The organism is Xanthomonas sp. NCPPB 2864 (assembly GCF_056675615.1).
Genome location: NZ_JBWWVS010000001.1, coordinates 320,454 through 341,034, shown reverse-complemented (window position 1 = coordinate 341,034; position 20,581 = coordinate 320,454). Strand labels below are relative to the sequence as shown.

General features: G+C 64.6%; 25 protein-coding genes. 18 read left to right on the top strand and 7 right to left on the bottom strand.

Translation table 11 applies throughout. The features are described 5' to 3' along the window. Positions 1 to 4: 4 nt before the first annotated feature. From AC1KVE_RS01330 to pdxH, 6 genes are all read right to left on the bottom strand, one after another. Positions 5 to 682 (bottom strand): YjfK family protein, encoded by a 678-nt coding sequence (locus AC1KVE_RS01330; RefSeq protein WP_005995051.1) that lies wholly within the window; start codon positions 680 to 682, stop codon positions 5 to 7. Then, positions 679 to 1,761, bottom strand: coding sequence for a potassium channel family protein (locus AC1KVE_RS01325; RefSeq protein ID WP_481092001.1), 1,083 nt, complete (start codon positions 1,759 to 1,761; stop codon positions 679 to 681). The genes AC1KVE_RS01330 and AC1KVE_RS01325 overlap by 4 nt, the downstream gene beginning before the upstream one ends. 25 nt (positions 1,762 to 1,786) lie before the next feature. Further along, positions 1,787 to 2,557 (bottom strand): PspA/IM30 family protein, encoded by a 771-nt coding sequence (locus AC1KVE_RS01320; RefSeq protein ID WP_024938711.1) that lies wholly within the window; start codon positions 2,555 to 2,557, stop codon positions 1,787 to 1,789. Between the two features lie 12 nt (positions 2,558 to 2,569). Beyond that, a complete protein-coding gene (locus tag AC1KVE_RS01315; protein WP_005995044.1) occupies positions 2,570 to 2,986 on the bottom strand; it encodes a YjfI family protein in 417 nt (138 codons plus the stop codon). Between the two features lie 132 nt (positions 2,987 to 3,118). Then, positions 3,119 to 3,574, bottom strand: a complete 456-nt coding sequence (aac(6'), locus tag AC1KVE_RS01310) for an aminoglycoside 6'-N-acetyltransferase (protein WP_481092002.1) — start codon at positions 3,572 to 3,574, stop codon at positions 3,119 to 3,121. Next, positions 3,571 to 4,170, bottom strand: coding sequence for a pyridoxamine 5'-phosphate oxidase (gene pdxH / locus AC1KVE_RS01305; protein WP_481092003.1), 600 nt, complete (start codon positions 4,168 to 4,170; stop codon positions 3,571 to 3,573). The genes aac(6') and pdxH overlap by 4 nt, the downstream gene beginning before the upstream one ends. A 340-nt stretch (positions 4,171 to 4,510) precedes the next feature. Here pdxH and AC1KVE_RS01300 point away from each other — a divergent pair, with 340 nt between their 5' ends. From AC1KVE_RS01300 to AC1KVE_RS01220, 17 genes are all read left to right on the top strand, one after another. Beyond that, entirely contained in the window at positions 4,511 to 5,053 is a 543-nt protein-coding gene (locus AC1KVE_RS01300; RefSeq protein ID WP_102256383.1) for a shikimate kinase, read from the top strand. Beyond that, on the top strand, positions 5,050 to 6,162 hold the full coding sequence (aroB, locus tag AC1KVE_RS01295; protein WP_065032601.1) for a 3-dehydroquinate synthase: 1,113 nt from the start codon (positions 5,050 to 5,052) through the stop codon (positions 6,160 to 6,162). Before AC1KVE_RS01300 ends, aroB begins: the two co-directional genes overlap by 4 nt. A gap of 188 nt (positions 6,163 to 6,350) precedes the next feature. Further along, entirely contained in the window at positions 6,351 to 6,602 is a 252-nt protein-coding gene (locus tag AC1KVE_RS01290; RefSeq protein WP_006449079.1) for a WGR domain-containing protein, read from the top strand. 13 nt (positions 6,603 to 6,615) lie between these two features. Further along, complete coding sequence (gene hemE / locus AC1KVE_RS01285; RefSeq protein ID WP_154832403.1) at positions 6,616 to 7,680, top strand: uroporphyrinogen decarboxylase; 1,065 nt, start codon at positions 6,616 to 6,618, stop codon at positions 7,678 to 7,680. A 792-nt stretch (positions 7,681 to 8,472) separates the two neighbouring features. Next, positions 8,473 to 8,760, top strand: coding sequence for a RebB family R body protein (locus AC1KVE_RS01280; RefSeq protein ID WP_024938706.1), 288 nt, complete (start codon positions 8,473 to 8,475; stop codon positions 8,758 to 8,760). Positions 8,761 to 8,795: 35 nt separating this feature from the next. Continuing rightward, positions 8,796 to 9,065 carry a RebB family R body protein gene (locus AC1KVE_RS01275; RefSeq protein ID WP_024938705.1) on the top strand — a complete coding sequence of 90 codons (270 nt, stop codon included), beginning with the start codon at positions 8,796 to 8,798 and terminating at the stop codon, positions 9,063 to 9,065. Between the two features lie 30 nt (positions 9,066 to 9,095). After that, a complete protein-coding gene (locus AC1KVE_RS01270; RefSeq protein WP_054591479.1) occupies positions 9,096 to 9,362 on the top strand; it encodes a RebB family R body protein in 267 nt (88 codons plus the stop codon). A gap of 52 nt (positions 9,363 to 9,414) precedes the next feature. Then, positions 9,415 to 9,693 (top strand): RebB family R body protein, encoded by a 279-nt coding sequence (locus AC1KVE_RS01265; protein ID WP_166749062.1) that lies wholly within the window; start codon positions 9,415 to 9,417, stop codon positions 9,691 to 9,693. Between the two features lie 106 nt (positions 9,694 to 9,799). Further along, entirely contained in the window at positions 9,800 to 10,135 is a 336-nt protein-coding gene (locus AC1KVE_RS01260) for a hypothetical protein (protein ID WP_102256381.1), read from the top strand. Between the two features lie 23 nt (positions 10,136 to 10,158). Continuing rightward, complete coding sequence (locus AC1KVE_RS01255) at positions 10,159 to 10,404, top strand: RebB family R body protein (protein WP_024939223.1); 246 nt, start codon at positions 10,159 to 10,161, stop codon at positions 10,402 to 10,404. Then, positions 10,401 to 11,063, top strand: a complete 663-nt coding sequence (locus tag AC1KVE_RS01250) for a RebB family R body protein (protein WP_080689427.1) — start codon at positions 10,401 to 10,403, stop codon at positions 11,061 to 11,063. The genes AC1KVE_RS01255 and AC1KVE_RS01250 overlap by 4 nt, the downstream gene beginning before the upstream one ends. Positions 11,064 to 11,142: 79 nt before the next feature. Next, on the top strand, positions 11,143 to 11,490 hold the full coding sequence (locus AC1KVE_RS01245; protein WP_024939226.1) for a hypothetical protein: 348 nt from the start codon (positions 11,143 to 11,145) through the stop codon (positions 11,488 to 11,490). 19 nt (positions 11,491 to 11,509) lie between these two features. Then, positions 11,510 to 12,580 carry a hypothetical protein gene (locus tag AC1KVE_RS01240; RefSeq protein WP_184613337.1) on the top strand — a complete coding sequence of 357 codons (1,071 nt, stop codon included), beginning with the start codon at positions 11,510 to 11,512 and terminating at the stop codon, positions 12,578 to 12,580. Positions 12,581 to 12,855: 275 nt separating this feature from the next. Further along, on the top strand, positions 12,856 to 13,197 hold the full coding sequence (locus tag AC1KVE_RS01235) for a hypothetical protein (RefSeq protein WP_481092004.1): 342 nt from the start codon (positions 12,856 to 12,858) through the stop codon (positions 13,195 to 13,197). 172 nt (positions 13,198 to 13,369) lie between these two features. Then, the gene (locus AC1KVE_RS01230) at positions 13,370 to 14,056 is read left to right on the top strand and encodes a glycoside hydrolase domain-containing protein (protein WP_054591483.1); all 687 of its coding nucleotides are present in this window, start codon (positions 13,370 to 13,372) and stop codon (positions 14,054 to 14,056) included. Between the two features lie 607 nt (positions 14,057 to 14,663). Continuing rightward, positions 14,664 to 15,287, top strand: a complete 624-nt coding sequence (locus AC1KVE_RS01225) for a hypothetical protein (protein ID WP_223293132.1) — start codon at positions 14,664 to 14,666, stop codon at positions 15,285 to 15,287. A 223-nt stretch (positions 15,288 to 15,510) separates the two neighbouring features. Continuing rightward, positions 15,511 to 16,728 (top strand): hypothetical protein, encoded by a 1,218-nt coding sequence (locus AC1KVE_RS01220; RefSeq protein ID WP_184613333.1) that lies wholly within the window; start codon positions 15,511 to 15,513, stop codon positions 16,726 to 16,728. A gap of 402 nt (positions 16,729 to 17,130) precedes the next feature. Here the strand turns inward: AC1KVE_RS01220 and AC1KVE_RS01215 are convergent, their stop codons facing one another. Then, positions 17,131 to 18,654 (bottom strand): helix-turn-helix domain-containing protein, encoded by a 1,524-nt coding sequence (locus AC1KVE_RS01215; protein ID WP_481092005.1) that lies wholly within the window; start codon positions 18,652 to 18,654, stop codon positions 17,131 to 17,133. Between the two features lie 445 nt (positions 18,655 to 19,099). On the opposite strand from AC1KVE_RS01215, the gene mdtD reads away from it, so the two are divergent. Further along, positions 19,100 to 20,521: a multidrug transporter subunit MdtD gene (mdtD, locus tag AC1KVE_RS01210; protein WP_166770626.1), complete on the top strand. Its 1,422-nt coding sequence runs from the start codon at positions 19,100 to 19,102 to the stop codon at positions 20,519 to 20,521. Positions 20,522 to 20,581: the final 60 nt, after the last annotated feature.

The window sequence follows — 20,581 nt, the reverse complement described above, 5'->3', positions numbered from 1 at the left end:
ACGCTCAGGTGATATCCAGATCGGCGACGGTGACATCGATGCCGACCGCATAGGTGACGCAGAACTCGTTGGGGCCGGAATCCTCGCCGGTGACCAGCAGGAATTCCTCGCGCTGCAGCTCCGGTACATCGCGGCTGTAGAGCATGGCGTAGTGGGTCAGATCGCCATCGCGGCGCGGCGGCTGATAGCGGTACAGCACCTCGTCGTAGGCGATCGGCGGGATGCGCGCGGCATCGTCGGTGGACTGCGTGGCGCGTTGCCAGCGCTTGCCGGCGTACTCGATCTGCGCCGCACCCAGATGCGGATGCTGCATCACGAACTCCTGAAACGCCTGCTTGCTGGGCGGATTGACCGTCTCGCAATACACGAAGGCCTTCATCGCCTCCAGATCGCCGCCAACCGTGGTGACCTGCAGGAACGCGTCGTCGTCCAGATAGAAACGATGCAGGGCATAGCCATCGCCCAGATTGACGTGGCCGTAGCACGGAATGCCTTGATGCCCGCCCGGCAACTCGGCGGTCATGGCCTCCGGTGCCATGCGGTACAACGTGGTATCGATCTCCAGCTGCCCACCCACGCGCAAGCCCAGCGGCAGCGCGTGACCGATGGCGCCAGTGCCGGAGCCGGGCAACGGCGGCGGCTGTGGTTGACCGAACAACTTGCTGAAAAAACTCATCGTCATGCACCTTGTGGCGATGGGGAATGGGACACCGGCTCGGCGCGCAGGGCCTGCCAGGCGATGGCAGGCACGGGCACGCGCTGTTGGGCCAGGTAATACAGCATGGCACCGGCCGGCACCGCGGTGTGTGCGGGCGGGTTCAAGCGCAGCGCGCCATCGGGCGCGCGCAGGCCCAGCAACAGGGCGCCGCGCTGGCCGAAATCGGCGGCCAGCAGGCGGTAATCCAGCGGATCGACATCGGCAGGAACCGCTAGGCTGAACTGGGTCGGGCCATCGTCCACCGACAGCAGTTCGGCCGTGATCGCCGCGCTGCCCGGATCCTGCGCCGCGCGGGCCAGGATCTCGGCGGTCATCGGCCGCGTGCATTCGATCGCCGGATAGTGGCAATTGACCAGCCGCGCGGCGCTGCCCGAATCGAAGTGCGCCACGACGTGCGCACGCGGCGCATGCGCCATCAGCGCGAACACCGCCGCCAGGGTCTGGTCGTCCGAGGGCGGGTTGACGATCACCCGCGCCGCACCGGCGATGCCGGCACGCAGGTAGACCTCGGTATGCGTGTAGGACTCGGCGGCGATGAAGCGCATATGGTCGGGCATCGGGTTCTCGGCCACGCCCTCGGCGATCAGCACCACGCCTTCGTCGTCGGTGGCGGTATCGGACAGCAACAGTTCCAGCAAGCGTGTGGACGCGGCGCCCTGCCAGCCGATCAGGATGGTGTGCCCGCGCAGATCGGCGTAAGCCATCTTGCCCATGTGGTGGCGCCTCCAGAAGATGATGAGCACGCCGCTGGTCTTGGCCAGCACCGTGGCGAACAGCGCCACCGCGCCCGGCATCAGCACGAACGCGGCGATATAGCGCCCGGCCACCGAACCCGGCGACAGGTCGCCGTAGCCGATGGTGGTGGCGGTGGTCATGTAGTAGTACGGAAACGCGTCCAGGCCAACGAGCTTGTGCTCGCCGGCCAGCAGCAGCAACACCCAGCTCAGCCCCATGTGCGCCAGCAATGCCAGCGCCACCATGCCCCAGCTGACGCGGCGCACGTGGCGCCGCACTATCCGCAACAGCTTTCCGACGATGATCATGGCGCGTCCTGTGCCGTGCGGCGGATCAGCTGTCGCTGCGCGGAACCTGCTGCACGTCGCGCACTTGGCCGATCAGCGGCGCGCTGCCGCCGGCGGTGTCGTGGCCGAGCTGGGCCGGCTTCTTGAAGCGTGCCAGCACTGCGGCGGCGTTGGACTCGCCTTCCATCAGGCCGGCCGCAGCCAGACGCCGGTTCAGATCGCCGTCGCCACTGGCTGCCTCCAGCTCTTCGGCCGATTCGATGCGTGCGGAGGTCTCGGCCTGACGCGCCTTGATTCGCTCCAGCGATTCCAGTGCCGAGCCCATCTTGCTGCTGGCACCGGAATGGCGCGCGGCAATCGCCGCCTGTGCCTTCTGCACCGCATCGGTGGCCTTGACGGTGTCGATCTGCTGGCGCATGCCGCGCAGCTGGTTCTCGGTCTTCTGGATGGTGGCCTTGAGCGTCACCACCGACTGGTCCAGCGAGCTCTTGGAGGCCTTGTCGCCGGCGTCCTCGCTTTCCAGCGCCGCCAGCTTGACCGCCACGTCGTGCGCCAGTGCCTCGTCGTTCTTGGCCAGCGCACCTTCGATATAACGCGTGTATTCGGCCATCTTGCCGGCGCGCGCGTCGATCTTCTGCTGGGCGAGCTTGCTCTGCGCCATCAGCTTGGTCAGCTCCTCGCGCGAGCGCGTGAGCTGGGCGCCGGCATCGCGCATTTCCTGGTCCAGGATGCGCAGCGCGTTGGCGTCGACCGCCTTCTGGCCGGTTTCGTGTGCAGTGCCACGCAGCAGCGTGATCAGCTTTGAAAAGATACTCATGACAACACGCCTTTAGGAAAAGAACGGCTTGAGAGATTCGGCGGCATCCAGCGTATTGGCCGCCAGGGTCTGGATTTCCTCGTCGATCTGGTCGAGCGTGGACGACGCCGACAGTTCGCCGAAGACCACATAGCTATCCTTGCCGTCGACCTGCACCAGGCCCAGGTTGGACAGAGGATTGAGCGGGTTGAGGCGCAGGCAGGCGTCGTTGAACGCCGCGCGGTCGCTGACCTGGTCGGCATTGGCCAGCAGGGTGGAAACGAACACCTGCGAGCCGGAGGCGGCGACCTGGATCTGCATGTCGCCGTGGTCGGCCAGGGTGAGGTTGATGGCCGGCTCCAGCCCGTCGATCAGCTCGACCTCGATCGGCTGGTCGCGGTAGCGCTCGGCCAGCAGGCCGTGCAATTCGACAGTGGTGTACTGCGTCATACGATGTCCTGTCCTTTGGTCATGCAGCGGTGGTGATGCAGTTGCCGCTGCGGTGATGCAGCAGCGGCCGTGCAATGGGCGGACATACTACAGACTGTCCGCGACCGGCAGAAAGGGCCAGAAGTCAGCCGGTCAGGCCAGCTGCAGGCGGTAGTAGACCACCCGTTCAGTTGGCTCGAAGCCGCATGCCGCATGCGCCGCCTGGGCGCCGCTGTCGTCCAGCCGCGCATCGGAGGCCAGCTCCGCGCAGCCCTGCTCCCGCGTCCACTCCACTGCCGCGGCCACCAGCGCGCGACCGAGCCCGCGGCCGCGCCAGGCCGGACTCACATACCAGCCTTCCAGAAAGCCCACCGGCGTGCTCTCGGTGCCATTGACGTAGTCGTGGCGCACCGACACCTCGGCAAAACCCAGCGCCGCATCCGCGTCGTCCACCGCCAGCAGGTGGCTGGCGTCTGCCTGCGCCAGCGCGGCCTGCAGCTCGGCGACGCCAGCGTCGGCATCGGGCCACAATGCCAGGCGCAGGGCCAGCAAGGCCTGCGCATCGGCGCCCACCGCCGCGCGCACCCGCCAGCCGGCCTGCGCGCTCACGGATACAGCATCCGCTTGCTCCAGTGGCTGGCCGCATCGGCCTCGTAACGCCAGCGCTCGTGCAGGCGGAACTTGGCGCCGTACCAGAACTCGAATGCCTGCGGCACCACCCGGAACCCGCCCCAGCCCTCCGGGCGCGGCACCGCGCGGCCTTCGAAGGTGGCTTCGACCTTGGCGATGGCCGCGTCGAACTCCTCACGCGAGCCCAGCGTCTGCGACTGCAGCGAGGCCCAGGCGCCGATCTGGCTCATGCGCGGGCGCGAGGCGAAGTAGGCATCCGATTCCTCCGCGCCGACCAGTTGCACGCCGCCCTCGATGCGCACCTGGATGCCGGCCTCGCGCAGGCTGCGCCACAGAAACAGCAGGGCGGCCTGCGGATGGGTCTGCAGGTCGCGGCCCTTCGCGCTGTCCAGGTGGGTAAAGAACACGAACCCGCGCGCATCGAAGGCCTTGAGCAGCACGGTGCGCGCGCTCGGCCGGCCGTCCACGTTGGCAGTGGCCACGGTCATTGCGCTGGCTTCGAGTTCGGCGCCGGCCTGCGCCTCGGCGTACAGCGCGGTAAAGGTGGCAAGGGCTTCTGCGTACAGATCGGTCATGACGGTGCGAGGGCAGCAAGATTGACGCCTATTGTGGGCGCATCGGGCCTGCTTCGCCTATGCGCAGCGGTCGACAGACCTGCGCCCGCTGTAAGAACCTGCCGCTGATGCCTGAAAGCAGGTCGCGCGCATTGGGACGTCTTCGCGCCACTGACGCTGGCTGCCAAGCACTCGCCACGGGTTGCGTGCAGCCACTCCATCTTCAGCGGTCGTCCCAGCCGTTGTCCGCGCAGCGTGGGTGTCGATGCTGCTGCGCGCAGCCGGCGGTCGCCGCGCCGGAATGGTTTCAGTCCATGCGGATCGGCCCGATGCGCGGGCCCGAATGCTACGATCCCTGCGCATGAACCCCGCTTCCAATCTCGTGATGGTCGGCCCGATGGGCGCCGGAAAAAGCTGCATCGGCCGCCGTCTGGCCGAGCGCTTCGGGCTGGAGTTCGTCGACGTGGACCAGGCCATCGTCGAGCAGGTCGGCAGCAGCATCCCGGCCATTTTCGAACAGCACGGCGAAGCGCGGTTCCGGCAGCACGAGGTCCAGACCCTGCAGACGCTGCTGGAGCAGGACAACAAGCTGATTTCCACCGGCGGTGGCGCGGTGCTGGATCCGCTCAACCGCCAGCGCATCCGCGCGCGCGGCTTCGTGGTGTACCTGCACGTCAGCGTGCCGGCCCAGCTCACCCGGCTGGCGCGCGACCGCAACCGGCCGCTGTTGCAACGCCCCGACCGCGAGCAGGTACTGCATGCGATGGCCGCGCAACGCACCCCGCTGTACCAGGAGGTCGCCGACCTCAGTCTGGAAACCGATCATTTCTCCCCCGCCGAGGCCACCGCGCAGCTAGTGCTGCGCCTGGCCGCGCAATGGCGCATGTCGAGTCCCCCCGCATGACACTTCCCCGTTCCTCGCGCAGCGTCGATGTCGACGGTGCGCAGCCGTACACCATCACCATTGCGCCCGGCCTGCTGGCCGATGGCGCGCGCCTGGCCAGCCATGTGCGCGGCCGCCACGTATTGCTGCTCAGCGACTCGCAGGTGGCCCCGCAGTACGCCGCCGGCGTGCGCAAGGCGCTGCTGCAGGCGCGCCCGGACCTGCAACTGGGCGAGCTGGTGATCGCCGCCGGCGAAGCCTCCAAGACGCTGGACAATTTCGGCGCCGCGATCACGGCATTGGCCGAGCTGGGCGCCACCCGCGACGCCTGCGTGTTCGCGCTCGGCGGCGGCGTGGTCGGCGACCTGGCCGGGTTCGCGGCGGCCTGCTGGATGCGCGGGGTGGACTGCGTGCAACTGCCCACCAGCCTGCTGGCGATGGTGGACTCCTCGGTCGGCGGCAAGACCGCGGTGGACATCCCGCAGGGCAAGAACCTGGTCGGCGCGTTCCATCCGCCACGCGCAGTGATCGCCGATACCGACACCTTGCATACCCTGCCCGCGCGCGAGCTGCGCGCAGGGCTGGCCGAGGTGATCAAGTACGGCGCCATCCGCGACCCGCTGTTCTTCCAGTGGCTGCATGCCGAACGCCGCGCGCTGCTGGAGCGCGATGCCGACGCCCTGGCGCAGGCGATCGCGCGCAGCTGCGAGCACAAGGCCGACATCGTGGCGCGCGACCCGCTGGAAAAGGGCGAGCGTGCGCTGCTCAACCTGGGCCACACCTTCGGCCATGCGATCGAGACCGAACAGGGCTATGGCGCGCCCGGCAACGACAACCTCAACCATGGCGAAGCAGTGGCCGTCGGCATGGTGCTGGCCGCACGGCTGTCGGCCGCGCTGGGCATGAGCGATGCGCAGGACACCGACGCGTTGCGCGCGCTGCTGCATGACTTCGACCTGCCCACCGACATTCCGCCCGGCCTGTCGCCGCAGGCCCTGCTGGGGCGCATGCGGCTGGACAAGAAGAACATCGCCGGCCGCCTGCGGCTGGTGTTGTGGCGCGGCATCGGCAAGGCCGAGGTGGTACCCGATGTCGACGAGGCGGCAGTGCTGGAGATCCTGGCGGGCTGAGCAACGCCGCTTGTCTCCGGCACATTCGTAGGAGCGCCCCCGGGCGCGACAGGGCTTGCCGGTAAATCCCCGTCGCGCCCAGGTGCGCTCCTACGTCATCCCTGCTTGCCAACCTCCCTTCGCAAGCGGAGCAACCCGGCGCGCCCATTGCCCCCAGCCTTCAGCACCGCCCGGCTACAATCGGCGCCATGCGCATCCACTTGCAACACGATCCTGGCGGCAACGCGCCGCTCCGCTACGTCCAGCTGACCCTGCAACCGGATCTGTTCGGCGGCTGGGAGCTGCTGCGCGAAAGCGGCGAGATCGGTGGACGCTCGCAGTTGCGACGCGACCAATACCTGCTGCAGGACGAAGCGGACCGGGCCTTCGACAAGGCGCGCGACACCCACCTCAAACGCGGCTTCCAACTCATCACCGGCGGCGCCGACGCGCCGCGCTGAGGACACACCTCCCATGCTCAAGAACGATCGCCTGCTGCGCGCCCTGAACCGTCAGCCCGTGGACCGCACCCCCGTGTGGCTGATGCGCCAGGCCGGCCGCTACCTGCCGGAATACCGCGCCACCCGCGCGCGCGCCGGCAGCTTCCTCGGCATGGCCAAGAATCCCGAAATCGCCTGCGAAGTGACGCTGCAGCCGCTGCAACGCTTTCCGCTGGACGCGGCGATCCTGTTCTCCGACATCCTGACCATTCCCGATGCGATGGGCCTGGAGCTGTATTTCGTCGAAGGCGAAGGCCCCAAGTTCCGCCACCCGGTGCGCGATGCCGCCGCGATCCATCGGCTGGGCGTGCCGGACATGGAGACCGAGCTGCGTTACGTGATGGATGCGGTGCGCCTGATCCGCCGTGAGCTGGACGGCGCGGTGCCGCTGATCGGCTTCTCCGGCAGCCCGTGGACGCTGGCCTGCTACATGATCGAAGGCGGCGGCAGCAAGGAATACGCGCGCATCAAGGCCATGGCCTTCAACGCGCCGGAGGTGCTGCATCACCTGCTCGGCACCGTCACCGATGCGGTGATCGCCTACCTGTCCGCGCAACGCGCGGCCGGTGCACAGGCGTTGCAGGTGTTCGACACCTGGGGCGGCGTGTTGTCGCCGGCGATGTACCGCGAGTTTTCGCTGCCCTACCTCACCCGCATCGCGCGCGAGTTGGAACGCGGCGACGGTGCCGAGCGCACCCCGCTGGTGTTGTTCGGCAAGGGCAACGGTGCCTACGTCAGCGAGCTGGCGGCCAGCGGCGCCGAAGCGGTAGGCGTGGACTGGACCATCGCGCTGGCCGACGCCGCCCAGCGCGCCGGTGGCCGCGTCGCGCTGCAAGGCAACCTGGACCCGGCCACCCTGTACGGCTCGCCCGACGCGATCCGCGCCGAAGTCGGCAAGACCCTGGACAGCTACGCCCAGGGCAATGGCGGCTCGCGCGAAGGCCATGTCTTCAATCTCGGCCACGGCATGTCGCCCGACATGAATCCCGACCATGTGGGCGTGCTGGTGGAAGCGGTGCAGACGCTGAGCAAGCGGTAATCCAAGGCACGGGTCGACAGCGCACCGGTGTGCTGTCGACCGCCGCTCAGCGCGCGCGCCCGGGGAGTGCACGCTGAGCGTGATGACGGGCGGTGGCTGCATCAGCAATAGATCGGCAGCACCGCCGATACGTATGGGATGCTGCCAGGCCGCGCCAGGCACGCGGCACAGTGACGAAGGCAGTCTTCAGCGATAGCAAGACCAGCCTCCATGCCGTCACCCGGATCACGTCTGCATCCGCTCCAAACACGGCCCTCCCGCCTCGTTCCGTTGAACGTGATCTCGCCACTCCAGTGATGTGCGCAGTGAGCGCCCTGCCGACGTCACTGCGACGTGATGCGCGCCGAGCTCAGCCGCAACGCGGTCAATCATCGATGCGCGTGGGCTCCGGTTTCGCGAGGTACCGACAGCGTACCGGCCGGCCATTGACTTGCCGCAGAGAGTCGCCAAGCGGACGCGAGCGTTGCTGCCTTGCGTCAGCAGCAGCCTGTGCTCGCCTGTTCTGCATGGTCCTTCTGTTACTCCCTTTGCGATTCACCACGACATTCCCCGCACGCGGTTCCAAAACGCGTCATTACATCGCATGCCGCCCTAAAGCGGATCGGCTTCACGTCGATAAGCCCGGCATTGCCGTCGTTTAAACCAATTTTCCCGGAGCAAGGAGATTTACTGTTTCTCCACGGTGATGCGGTGCCACTGCAACACATCTCCGGACAGGCAGGCCGCCTGCCGAACCTCGACATCGTCACGTTTGTTCAAACGCTCCACTCATTCGAGAACAGGGAGAAACGCATGGCATTTCCAACCGCCGTCAACGACCAGATCACCGACTCCGTCACACAAGCCAATACCAAGGTGCTGGGCGATGCCCCCGCCATCGCCATGGGCAATCTGTACCAGGCCACCGCGCAGGCACTGGCCAATGCCGCCCATAACGCGACCAATGCGCAGCAGCAGAGTTATGTCACTGCGCAGTCGGCCACCACCATGGGCGTGGCCACCCTCTATTCCATCGACACCGCCACCACCGGGGTTGCGACCAAGCAGGTTCTGAGCACCGGCATAAAGGGCCTGGGCTAAGCCGACCGTGATTTCTGGCACATAAGGAGCAAGCAATGGCATTTCCGACCGCAGTCAATAATCAGATCACCGATTCCGTCACCCAGGTAAATACCAAGGTCCTGGGCGACGCACCGGCGATCGCGATGGGCAATCTGTATCAGGCAACCGCGCAAGCGCTGGCCAATGCCGCCCACAACGCCACCAACGCGCAGCAGCAGAGCTACGTCACTGCGCAGTCGGCTACCACGATGGGCGTGGCGACGCTGTACTCCATCGACACCGCCACCACCGGCGTCGTCAGCAAGCAGATCCTGGGCGTCTGACGGCCCGGCTAACGCCAAGGACATTCGCCAATGGCATTTCCCACCGCCGTCAACGACCAGATCACCGACTCGGTTACCCAGGCCAATCTGCAGGTATTGGGAAGCGCTCCAGCCGCAGCCATGGGCAATCTGTACCAGGCCACCGCGCAGGCGCTGGCCAACGCGGCCCACAACGCAACCCTCGCGCAACAGCAGATGTATGTCACCGCACAGGCAGCAACCACGATGGGCGTCTCGCTGCTGTATTCGCTCGATACCGGCACCACGGGTGCCGCCACCAGGAAGATCCTCGGCTAACCGCTAACGCCGCAGCGTCTTCGTTGTTTCCCTACCTCAAGGAGCTATCACCATGGCCTTTCCGACCGCCGTCAACAGCCAGATCACCGATTCCGTTTCCCAGGTCAACACCAAGGTCCTCGGCGATGCGCCGGCGATTGCAATGGGCAACCTGTTTGTTGCCACCAGCCAGGCGCTGTCCAATGCCGCCCACAACGCCACCAACAACCAGCAGCAGTCCTACGTGACGATGCAGGCGTCGACGACCCAGGGCGTGTCCACGCTGTATTCGGTCGATACCGCGTCCGATGGCGTCGCCACCCGGGAAATCCTGAGCGCCGGTCTCCGGTAATCGGCAGCCAGGCGCCGCTGTCACAGCGAGAGCGGCGCCTGGTTCGATACGCGAAGCCTTTGCAACCACCACGCAGTTCGCTGGCCGAATCGAGAAAGGACGCCTCATGCTGCAACTACGTCATATCCCTACGTCCAACACCCTGGATGTCGTCGTCAGACTGATCCGGGGCCGCACCATCGTGGCGACATTCGCGCCGCATCAAAAGGCAGTGATCAACGTCGAGTTCGACGGCATCCTGCCTGTGATTCCCGGAGCGCAGCCGTTGGTCTATCGCCGGAAGCTGGACAACATGATCGACGTGCCGCAGGGCAATTTTGCATTCCTGGAACGCGTGCCCGATGGCGTAGCCTTGCAGTACGCGTGCAGACACGAACCACAGAACACCGTGCTGTTCTCGGCGTCGGCTGGCATTGAACAGCGCAGGCCGTCGTTGGCCTAGGACACTGATGCCAGTGCCCCGTCATGGAGCCAAGCGCGCAGGCTGCAAGCGTCGCCAACCTGATCGGTACCGCCGCTACAGGTGCGGCGATGGCGATCGGCCAGGCGCCGGCCTTCGCGATGGGGGCGACCTATCTGGCGCTGTCGGATTCCATCGCCCTCGCAATGGAAAACGCAGTCGCCAACCAGCAGCGCGGACAGGTGCTTGCCGATGCAGCCCTTACTCAAATCCTTGCCTTAATCATCCAGAAGGGAGCGACTTCGTCATGATCGACGACAGTAGCGTGAACAGCCAGGTCGTCGATGCGGTGAGCAGCATCGTGACGCTGACCACCGGTCAGGCGCCCGCACAGGCGCTCGGCATGCTCGATGCCGTGATGCTGGAGACGCTGGGCATGGCGATGCACAACGCCGTCAACCGGCAGCAAGGCGCCGGCATGATCAATGCAGCAGCGATCACCGCCGCCTGCGCCAAGATGATCTCGGCACCGTTCCCGGTGGCGCCGCCACCACCGCCTGCACCACCCGGACCACCACCGACGGTCGCGCCGTTGCCCGGCCCGCCCCCCGTACCGCCCCCGCCTGCAGCGCTCATCGCCGCCGCAGCGGCGGAGGCCAAGGTGGCCGTCGACGTGCTGAAAACGCAAGCGCAAGGTGCCTCGGCAGATGCCGCGACCGCAACCGCCGACCTCTTGGAAGTGCATGCGCTGAGCGTACCGCCGCCCCTGCCCGCTACTCCCCCCGCCTCCGGTGCCGGCCCCGATGATGCTGCCACTTCTGATGCTCCTGCTGCTGCAGCCGCAACTTCACCCGCAGCTGCAGCTACAGGCACACCCCCTGTCGTTGCTGCATCTGCATCTGCTGCTCCTGTTGCACCTGCATCTGCATCTATCCCTGCACCTGCACCTGCGCCGCCTGCTCAGTCATAGGGCGTCCGCAGAGATGAGGTCAGCCCCCCCTACCACCAGGCCTCATTGAAAGGCGGCCGATCATTCCATGGGAATCAAGATGGAACCGACAAAGGTCAATGCGCAGGTCATCGATGTCATCAACCAAGTGCAGCTGGCGACCATGAGCCCGCAGGTCGTGCTGACCAGCGGAGCCGGCAAAGCCTACCAATCGGTGGCGCAGTCCACTGCCATCGCGGTGCAGGACGCCACCGACGCGTTGCGCAATGTCTCCACGATCGCCACCACCGCCGTCGGTGTGGCGATGGCGCAGTACCTGGCCACCGGCGATGACAAGTACGTCACTGCACTTACCCAGGCGCAGGCACTGATGCAGGGCGCCACCGACGACTTCGCCAGGATCGGTTCGGCGGCCGGGCTGGTGCTGAAGAATTTCCCCGCTGGTTAAACTCACAAGGAGTCATGCAATGTCCGTTTCAATCGCAGGCCGCCTGATCTCGATGCCGACGATGCTCTCGACGCTGGGCAGGCAGTGCCTGGCCTTCATCGATGGAGGCACGCAGTGGCTGGCATGGGCGATCCAATCGCCCGGTGTGCGCTACGATTTTTCCGACGAGAGCAGCCTGCTCGACGAAGTGCAGCAAGGCCTGCACGGCTCGCGCCTGGCCTTGTTGCCGCAGCTGGAGCTGAGGGTCAGCCCGGTCAAGCTGATGACCTTGAGTCCGACCGACCTGGGCACGCTGGCGCAGGCCGAAGCAGGCGACACCGGCTCGGTGGTCAAGGCGCAGCTGCAGCGCATCTTTCGCGACAACGCCCTATACACCGCAAGCGACCTGGCCGCAGGCCGCAGCCTGCTGACCCAGTTGAAGGTCGATGGCGCCGGCGTGTTCCAGTCGCTGGACCTTGAAGAAAGCCTGGCACTCCGCCAGCTGGCCGCCGACGCGCCGCCGGACAACGCGACGCCGGCACTGCAGCAGGAAGCGGCGGCATTCGCCATCGAGCAGGCGCGCACGCCGCTGGAATTCTGTGACTACTACCGCTTCTACCTGGCCTGCACCGCCACCATCGCCGCTGAGGACGAACGTGCGCATGCGGCGGCCTCGGCACTGCAGACGCTGTTGCCGCAGCTGTTCACCACCCTGGATTGCCCACAGGTGCAGGGGCTGCCTTCGCCCAACGAGGTCGAACGCAGCGTTGCCGAATGGCTGGCACGCGGTCGCCAGATCGGCTTCGCGCGGCTATCGCTGGCGGCCCAGCAGATCGTCCAGCACACCCGCTACCGAGGCGACGGCGACGACCAGGCGGCGGGCGACGCGATCCGCCTCTACCTGCAATCGGCGCAGGCCTTCCTGGCGGCCAACCGGCCCAGCCGTGGGGTGCTGGGCCAGGATGGCAGCAGCTGCATGTTCTCCATGCACAACGACACCCTGGCCGCGCTGCTGCAGGTCAACAACGGCGTCATCTCGCTGCGCGACTTCGGTGCCGCACCTGCATCACCCACCACCTCGCAAGACACGGATGCGGAGGCCACGCAGTGAGCGCACCGCCCCCGCCTGCTGCGGCCGGCGACCAGGCCCCGCTTGCGACCAGCGCCGCCGACGCGGCGCGCGAAGCGGTGCATGCAGGTCGCGCCGCTGCCCTAGCGGCCGCACGCCAGGGTATGGCGCAGGCCGAAAACGCACTCGGTGAGAGGCTGCGCGCGCTTGCAGCGCAGCACCCAACCGAAACCGCACCACTCGCCGTGCCGATGCGACCATCGCGTGCCGATGCCGTCACCCCGCTCCATTCCACGTCCACTTCAGGAGATACCCGCATGTCCGACGATACTCAGCCCACGCCCCCGTACCAGACACCAGCCTCCATTGCGCAATCGTCAGGATCCTCGCAGATCGAAGCGGCGCTGAAAGCGGCGCAAGCCCAGATCGATCAGGCGATGGCGGCCAGCGATAGGGCAGTACGGGCGGCCATGCAGGCCGCAACCGCCGCGACCGCCGCAGCTGGCAATGACCAGGCGATCGATAGCGCAAACCAGGCACTGCAGCAGGCCGAACAGGCCGCCGCTGCGGCGGTGACCGCCGCGCAGCAGCAGACCGAGCAGGCAATGGCGGCGACGTCGCCGGCCACTCCGAAAGCCGACGACGGAATAGCCAGCTGACGGAGCGATGCGTTTCGGCGTTGCGATGAAGCCGGTCTCGCGATGAACCCGTCCGTCTCATTGGCGCCGGTCTGCCTGCTCCCCGCCGCCACGTTGATCCAGCAGCGCAGCCCCACTTGCCGCGGCCATCTAGCCCCGGCCCAGCCAACGCCCGATCCGAAGGAATTCCGACATGACCTTCTACACAGGCTTCGACACCGATCAATTCCCCGGATTGCCCGCCCTTGACTGGCTCAAGACCCAGGCCGAGCTGGCGTGGTGCGGCTACTACCTCGCACCGGCGCCAAGCCATGCCGACACCGGCTGGATGGGCCAACGCGCTGCGTTGATCGCACAAGGCTGGGGCCTGGCGCCCGTCTACCTTGGTCAGCAGACGATCGGCCCCGGTTCGCACGACGTCACCGCCCGGCAGGGCAGCCTCGATGGTGCACAGGCCGCAGCGCTGGCACGCGCCGAAGGCTTTCCCGATGGCGCGGTGGTCTATCTCGACTGGGAAGATGGCGGCAGCCCGCCACAGGCAGCCATCGACTACATCCGTATGTGGATCGCCGCGCTGTTGGGCAATGGTTTTTCGCCCGGCCTGTACTGCTCGCACGCGCGCGCAGTGGAACTGCTGTCGCGGATCGGCCCCTGCCCCTCCCCGCGCGTCTGGGCCTGGCGGGTCTCCACGGCAGGGCGTCACCTCTACGCCGGCGACATCCGGCACGTCCAGCCCTCCGATCCAGCCGGCTGCGGCTATTCCCAGGCCATGCTCTGGCAATACGAACAGGATGCGGTGCTGTCGCTTCCTGGTACGCCGTGCGATGGGCTGGAAGTTGACCTCAGTTATTCGAGTTTAGCCGATCCGAGCTCGGCGTGATTGCGCGTATTTCCTGCATCGGGAAAAAGCAGAAACCCATAAACTCCAGCAATGCATGAAGATCCCTTGCAACCAACCCGACACTCCCTGCATCGATAGACGACACCACGCGCCACCCCACTTTCCCCTCACTGATTCAATGCATTAAACGACCGGATAAGCGCATCACCTGCGTCAATCAATCCGCCAACGCACTCGTCGAAACCAGGCCAAAGCCGAATCCGGATTAACGCCTGGTGCGGACCTAGCTCCATGGAATCACATCAATATTCCATAGCAACCCTCGCGCAAAGGGCCCTGCAACGATTGGCTAGCGCCCTCGAAAAAAATAATAACTGTGATTTTCCCCAATAAAGTATAGAGAAATCGGCGGTATTACCAAACGCTCCGACACCCCTGTCCAAGAGCCCACGTCTGTATCGAGCGTGCATGCGCGTATCCCCGCAGACCGGGATCATGCCGATCTCACCGCATAAAACCTAGCGCCTGCAGCAGCCAGCCCACGAGTACGCATTACCGCAGCGGCAAGAGAACTCCGCCATCAGGTCGCTCCATCTTGGTACGGCATATGCCGGCCTGCACCTTCCGCCTCGAAAGGAGATGTGAAATGACAGTAATAGTTGATTTGATGTCAGAACAAACCAATTCCGTCGGCATCGCAGGCATCTCACGACACCAAGGACGTTGGAGGCACCGGCCAGACATGCGCTATGAAGTCGACCCCGACCCGACCTTGATCGCTTGGACCGAGCAAAACATGGGAATCGGATCCTCAAGATTATCGCGCTCTCCCCTGTTACAGCAATTTACAGGTCATACGGCCGTTCTGTCTCGTCTTCGCGGGCGGGTCCAGTTCGTCAGGGGACTCGTACCGAATGTGTCGGGTTATCCATGGGCGTTCTTTGGCCAAGGCGGTGGAGGCCACTGGCAAGATGATAGCGCCATGCTTGACGACCCGACCTGCGTCAGTTTCGAGATACCTGTAACAGAGGAGGATGCCGGAAATTTCCCGCGATGGTTCCGTGCTGTGGCTCCGGAAATCAATGTCTTCGCACTGAAGAATGGTGACGGATTCAATAGCTTCAATTGCGTCCTAGCTTCTCTCACGCTGCTCATCAACTACCTTCTCGAGTCGGAGAACGACTATTCCTCCTATGTCATCCAACTGACAAAAGTACGCGACTCGCTTCAAGGCCATTTGATGCAAAACATCATGGGTGGATTTATATAAATCCACCACATGACACGCCCGCCGCAATCACAACCCCGGCCAACAGCAGTGCATTGAATAATCACGCAACTCGACTACAGCGAAAGTTTAGCAGAAAAAGCCACATTTCACTCCATGAATGCATCAAGAGTTCACCCTCATACCACCGTAGTGCACGAGCTCCGTAATCCACACATAGATTAATACAGCGACCCAACCACCCGAGATTCTGGAGACATCAAGAATGTCAACATTCACAGTATTCTTTTGCGGGACAGGATCGAACAGCCTGGATTACGACAGTGCAAACTACAGCGAAGGACAGCTTATCTCCACATTGGCACGCAACCATCTCGGGGTGGAGTTCGATGATTGGCTCATAGCAGATGGACCGGGCAGCGGGAATCAACAAGAAAACGATAAATGGACACTCCCGGGGAACTACACTGATGCTCGGGGTACTACTTTTGGCTCGGGCTGGGAGGAGAACGTCAAGCACGCGATTGCGGTGATCAAGAAGGACCCCAGCCATATGAGGACCTTAATGACAGATGCGGAAATACGCATCCTACAAAGGGAAAAGTCAGCTGCCGAAGCAGCTGGACTTGAGCCGCAGAACACTTTTGGTGGCTGGACCCCTGCCAATAAGCACCGAAAAATCGTTCCCCAAGCTTTACAAAAGGCGCGAGCAAAAGTCCTGCGAACACCACTGCCTGACCGCGTCAACCTCATTGGCTGGAGCCGTGGCGCAGTTACCTGCCACATGATGGCCAATGCAATGTATGCCGACCCGCAGCTCCGCCACATCTGCGTCAACATTTTTGCGATAGACCCGGTACCAGGTCCTTTAAATTTCCAGTTAAACAGGACAACACTGAATACCAACGTGCTGGAATACCGCGCCGTATACGCACGCGATGAGAGGGCGCGCGGCTTTACTCCGATCATCCCGGACGTAAAAGTAAAGAAGGAACTAATCCTCATGCCTGGTGCCCATGCGACCCTTGTCGGAAACGCATCCAAGAATGGCAAGGGCGGCGGCAACCAGATCTTTCCGGAACCAGGACAAATGGTGCGGCATCTTGCGGAGACATTCCTGCGGGATAATGGGACGCAGCTCGGCTCATGCCTGAATCTGAAGGATACCGGCTTATTGGAACTCTACGAACAAATTCTCAAGGACGATAGAAGCTACATCGCAATGCGGCAACTGGGCTACGGCATGGGATGTGTGGAAACGGAAAGCGGAGACCGATGGGCAGCCGTGGGTTCCGGTGCGGTTGTTGCGGGCCTGACATCGCTACCGATGCTGCACCCCGATCCGATCTTTGTAAATTGGCACCATCGCAGTGTTTACATCGAGCACTATGCCGATCTGACAGGAAGGCCGGAGGCCATTGAAAGGGACTTGCTGGCTCAGTGGTTCCCGGTAACCACAGGGCGGTTCATTAGTCGTCCCTGAAAGACCTCACTCGCCCGACCGCCCCAATGCGTTACAGGCAGCCCAACCGTGCCACAACTGCGCTTTTTCGCTACGCTGGACCTGATCGCTAGCAATCCGGGACCATCCTTGCACTGCCGTACCCGTGGCCGAATGATGCCAGCTCGTTGTCGGCAGCGCAGGAGTGAAGCGGGATTGGACGGGTTGCTGACGCACGCGATCGATGCTGCGCATGTAGTAGAGGTAGAGACAGCCGATGGGCACGACCCGGCGCGGGCGATCTTTTCGGGCGCCGCAAGTCGGCCACCCCAACCAATCGGTGCTTGAATAGAATTTTTTCTGAGAGGCGGCGCATTTGTAAGCAACCGCATGCTGGGCCCAGCCGATGAACCCAGCACGAAGTTGGGGCCTCATATCTGACGGTCAATCCTGGCCATAGACCCTACGGAACTCACGCGGGCTCACCCCAACCAGCCGTCGGAAGCTCTTTTCGAAATGGCTCAGGTCGCCGAAACCGACCTTTAGCGCCACTTCGGTGATGCGCAGCTTGCGCTGCTGATGCAAAAGCTCCTTGGCCTTTTCGATCCGTAGCTGCTGCAACATCGGTTTGAACGGGGTGCCGAGTTCGTCGCGGAACAGAAAGCCCAGATGCGACTGGCTAACGTGCGCCTGCCGTGCCAGATCGCCCAGGGTCAGCGGCTCGGCATAGTGCTCGCCCAGATGCACCAGGGCGCGCCGCAGTGCGTCGTGCAGGGTGGCGAGACGTTGCCCGGGGCGATGCGGAAGGCCGTCGATCCAGTCGACAGGCGTTCCCGGCGGCGTGGGCTCAGCCGGAAGATCGGCCGGTTGCGACACCGTGGCGCATGCATCGCGCTGCGCTCCCTTCACCCGGCCTTCCAACAGACGCGGTGCGTGGCGCTGGATGTCGGCGCTGCCGATCGGCCTGCCGGCTGTCATGACCGCCAGGCGCAGCACCACCCGCTCCAGCTCCTGGAGGTTTTCCGGCCATGGGTAGTGGGTCAGGGCGTCCATCAACACCTCGGTGACCACCTGACCGTGATCCAGGCCATGCCGGTCCAGCACATGCTCGACGTGAAAGCCGATATCTGTCCGTCGCTTGCGCAACGGGGTAAGTTCGATCGATAGGACATCCAGTTGCGACAGCAGTGCCCGCGAGAAGCGTCCGGCACGTACGCGGCGCGACAGATCAGCGGTCGTGGAGGCGACCACGCGTGGAGAGTCCTCGACGTCCACGGCGGACCATGGCCCGCCGAGGCCACAAAGCTGCCCGGCCAACTGGCGCTGTAGCGCGTCGTCGAGCTCGTCCACGCTCTGCAGGAACAGCGTTCCCCCGGCCCCGCGCTTGAACCATGCCGCCGGTGCGTCGCCGGGAGCGGCGCAGTCGATCGCAACGAACGGCCCCTCCCGCCAGGGTGCAGCTGCATGCAGCAAAACGGCCACCGTTTCCTTCTCGGTTCCGAACTCGCCGCGCACGATGACCGGCAAGCGACTGTATGCGCCGTGCTCGACAAATTCGTCGATCGTCAAGACCTCTTCGCTCACGCCCACGATCGACAGCGCGCGACCAAACCGGTCTTGCGCGATTGCCCGCGCGGCATCGCGCTTGATCAGGTACGCACAATACTTTGCGATCTGCTGGCACAGCGTCATCGCCTCCGAGGTCATTCGTTCTTGAGCCGGCGTGACATTCAGTGTGCCGAGCACTTGCCGGCCGTGCTGGACGAGAAAACACTGCGTGGGCGGGGGCTGGGTTTCTGCCAGAACCGGACCCGGTGGACCGTGATGCTCCACCGCGACAAACTTACATACCGCGCCGTTCGTGATCGCGCTCTGCGACAGTTGTGCAGCGATCTTTCCCAGCATTTTCTCCAAGGGATCGCCTGGGAAATAGGCGCGCTGCACTACATCAAAGACTTGCTTTTCCATGGATGCTTTCGACCTGATCTACTGGCGCGCTCGGAAGGCGGCCAGACCCAAGTCGCGCCATCCCTGACCAGACCGTCGGCAAAGCTCCAAGCGTGCATTCCGCTTTTTCTACGAACGCTCCCCTCGCCCGCCCTCGGTCGATCCACCCTGATGTGAGACAACGCTCGCTTGCGGTGACTGGACGGTGGCAGGCGCAAAACGATTCGCCAGCAAAGCAACCGCTTGGTGCAAGCCAGATCTGGCATTAGCACGCCGCCACAGCCCGTTCCCGACGATTCGTAGCATCGGGCTTGTCCGCAATTGGATTGGGTGCGGCGCGTCTCACTCGTTGCCGCTGCGGCGATGCGACGCTGCGACGGGCTCAAGCAATGGCGTCGTATATAGTGTTGCGACGTTCTGCACGCGCGCGCAGGGATAATGCGCTGTCTTCCCGATGGCGATGCTCATGTCCCAACCCGTGCCCACCTTGCGCGCCTACGACACCATCAAGCCGCTGCTGTGGCTGGTGTCGCTGGCGATCTTCATGCAGATGCTGGATGCGACCATCGTCAATACGGCGCTGCCGTCGATGGCGCGCAGCCTGCACGAAAGCCCGCTGCAGATGCAGTCGGTGGTCTTCAGTTATGCATTGGCGGTGGCGATGTTCATCCCCGCATCGGGCTGGATTGCGGACCGCTTCGGCACCCGGCGCACCTTCCTGGCGGCGATCATCGTGTTCACGCTGGGCTCGCTGCTGTGCGCCGCCGCGCAGCAGCTGCCGCAGCTGGTGGCGGCGCGCGTGGTGCAAGGCATTGGCGGGGCGATGCTGCTGCCGGTGGGCCGGCTGGCAGTGCTCAAGACCGTGGCGCGCGCCGACTTCCTGCGCGCGATGAGTTTCATCGCGATTCCCGCATTGATCGGCCCACTCGTCGGCCCCACGCTGGGCGGCTGGCTGGTGGAAGTCGCCTCGTGGCACTGGGTGTTCCTGATCAACCTGCCGATCGGCGTGATCGGGTTCATCGCCGCGCTGAAGATCATGCCCGACCACTACGGCGATGCACGCCAGCGCTTCGATCTGATCGGCTATCTGATGCTGGCGTTCGGCATGGTGGCACTGTCGCTGGCGCTGGACGGCATCTCCGAGCTCGGCCTGCGCCATGCCTTCGTCATGCTGCTGGCCATCGGCGGGCTGGCCGCGTTGGCCGGTTACTGGCTGCATGCGGCCAGCACGCCGGCGGCGTTGTTTCCACTGGCCTTGTTCAAGGTGGCCAGTTATCGCATCGGCATCCTGGGCAACCTGTTTGCGCGGGTGGGCAGCGGCTCGATGCCGTTGCTGATTCCGCTGCTGTTGCAGGTCGGCCTGGGCATGAGCCCGATGAATGCCGGGCTGATGATGGTGCCGGTGGCGCTGGCCGGCATGGCGGCCAAACGTGCAGCGGTGAAGCTGGTCGGTCGCTTCGGCTATCGCCGCGTATTGATGCTCAATACCGTGCTGGTGGGCCTGGCGATGGCGAGCTTCGCGCTGGTCGATGTCGGCCAGCCGCTATGGCTGCGGCTGGTGCAGCTGGCCTGCTTCGGCGCGGTGAACTCGCTGCAGTTCACCGTCATGAACACCGTGACCTTGCGCGACCTGGATCGTGAGCAGGCCAGCCCCGGCAACAGCCTGCTATCGATGGTGATGATGTTGGCCACCGGGTTCGGCGCGGCGGCAGCGGGCAGTCTGCTGGCCGCCTTCAACACACATCTGGGCGACAGCCACGGCGCCACTGCCGCATTGCATGCGACCTTCCTGTGCGTCGGTGGCATCACCTTGTCGTCGACGCTGATCTTCTGGCAGTTGGCCGAGACGCGGCCACATCCCAGGCAGGTGGAAGAAGTCGCCGAATGACGCGGCCGCTGCGCCATCGACCAGCGCCGCGCGCCAGCGCAGCGCCGTGTGCGATTTCAA

Coding starts and splice junctions, on each gene's coding strand:
- AC1KVE_RS01330 (WP_005995051.1), bottom strand. CDS start 682: ATGACGATGAGTTTTTTCAGCAAGTTGTTCGGTCAACCACAGCCGCCG.
- AC1KVE_RS01325 (WP_481092001.1), bottom strand. CDS start 1,761: ATGATCATCGTCGGAAAGCTGTTGCGGATAGTGCGGCGCCACGTGCGC.
- AC1KVE_RS01320 (WP_024938711.1), bottom strand. CDS start 2,557: ATGAGTATCTTTTCAAAGCTGATCACGCTGCTGCGTGGCACTGCACAC.
- AC1KVE_RS01315 (WP_005995044.1), bottom strand. CDS start 2,986: ATGACGCAGTACACCACTGTCGAATTGCACGGCCTGCTGGCCGAGCGC.
- pdxH (WP_481092003.1), bottom strand. CDS start 4,170: ATGACCGATCTGTACGCAGAAGCCCTTGCCACCTTTACCGCGCTGTAC.
- AC1KVE_RS01300 (WP_102256383.1), top strand. CDS start 4,511: ATGAACCCCGCTTCCAATCTCGTGATGGTCGGCCCGATGGGCGCCGGA.
- aroB (WP_065032601.1), top strand. CDS start 5,050: ATGACACTTCCCCGTTCCTCGCGCAGCGTCGATGTCGACGGTGCGCAG.
- AC1KVE_RS01290 (WP_006449079.1), top strand. CDS start 6,351: ATGCGCATCCACTTGCAACACGATCCTGGCGGCAACGCGCCGCTCCGC.
- hemE (WP_154832403.1), top strand. CDS start 6,616: ATGCTCAAGAACGATCGCCTGCTGCGCGCCCTGAACCGTCAGCCCGTG.
- AC1KVE_RS01280 (WP_024938706.1), top strand. CDS start 8,473: ATGGCATTTCCAACCGCCGTCAACGACCAGATCACCGACTCCGTCACA.
- AC1KVE_RS01275 (WP_024938705.1), top strand. CDS start 8,796: ATGGCATTTCCGACCGCAGTCAATAATCAGATCACCGATTCCGTCACC.
- AC1KVE_RS01270 (WP_054591479.1), top strand. CDS start 9,096: ATGGCATTTCCCACCGCCGTCAACGACCAGATCACCGACTCGGTTACC.
- AC1KVE_RS01265 (WP_166749062.1), top strand. CDS start 9,415: ATGGCCTTTCCGACCGCCGTCAACAGCCAGATCACCGATTCCGTTTCC.
- AC1KVE_RS01260 (WP_102256381.1), top strand. CDS start 9,800: ATGCTGCAACTACGTCATATCCCTACGTCCAACACCCTGGATGTCGTC.
- AC1KVE_RS01255 (WP_024939223.1), top strand. CDS start 10,159: ATGGAGCCAAGCGCGCAGGCTGCAAGCGTCGCCAACCTGATCGGTACC.
- AC1KVE_RS01250 (WP_080689427.1), top strand. CDS start 10,401: ATGATCGACGACAGTAGCGTGAACAGCCAGGTCGTCGATGCGGTGAGC.
- AC1KVE_RS01245 (WP_024939226.1), top strand. CDS start 11,143: ATGGAACCGACAAAGGTCAATGCGCAGGTCATCGATGTCATCAACCAA.
- AC1KVE_RS01240 (WP_184613337.1), top strand. CDS start 11,510: ATGTCCGTTTCAATCGCAGGCCGCCTGATCTCGATGCCGACGATGCTC.
- AC1KVE_RS01235 (WP_481092004.1), top strand. CDS start 12,856: ATGTCCGACGATACTCAGCCCACGCCCCCGTACCAGACACCAGCCTCC.
- AC1KVE_RS01230 (WP_054591483.1), top strand. CDS start 13,370: ATGACCTTCTACACAGGCTTCGACACCGATCAATTCCCCGGATTGCCC.
- AC1KVE_RS01225 (WP_223293132.1), top strand. CDS start 14,664: ATGACAGTAATAGTTGATTTGATGTCAGAACAAACCAATTCCGTCGGC.
- AC1KVE_RS01220 (WP_184613333.1), top strand. CDS start 15,511: ATGTCAACATTCACAGTATTCTTTTGCGGGACAGGATCGAACAGCCTG.
- AC1KVE_RS01215 (WP_481092005.1), bottom strand. CDS start 18,654: ATGGAAAAGCAAGTCTTTGATGTAGTGCAGCGCGCCTATTTCCCAGGC.
- mdtD (WP_166770626.1), top strand. CDS start 19,100: ATGTCCCAACCCGTGCCCACCTTGCGCGCCTACGACACCATCAAGCCG.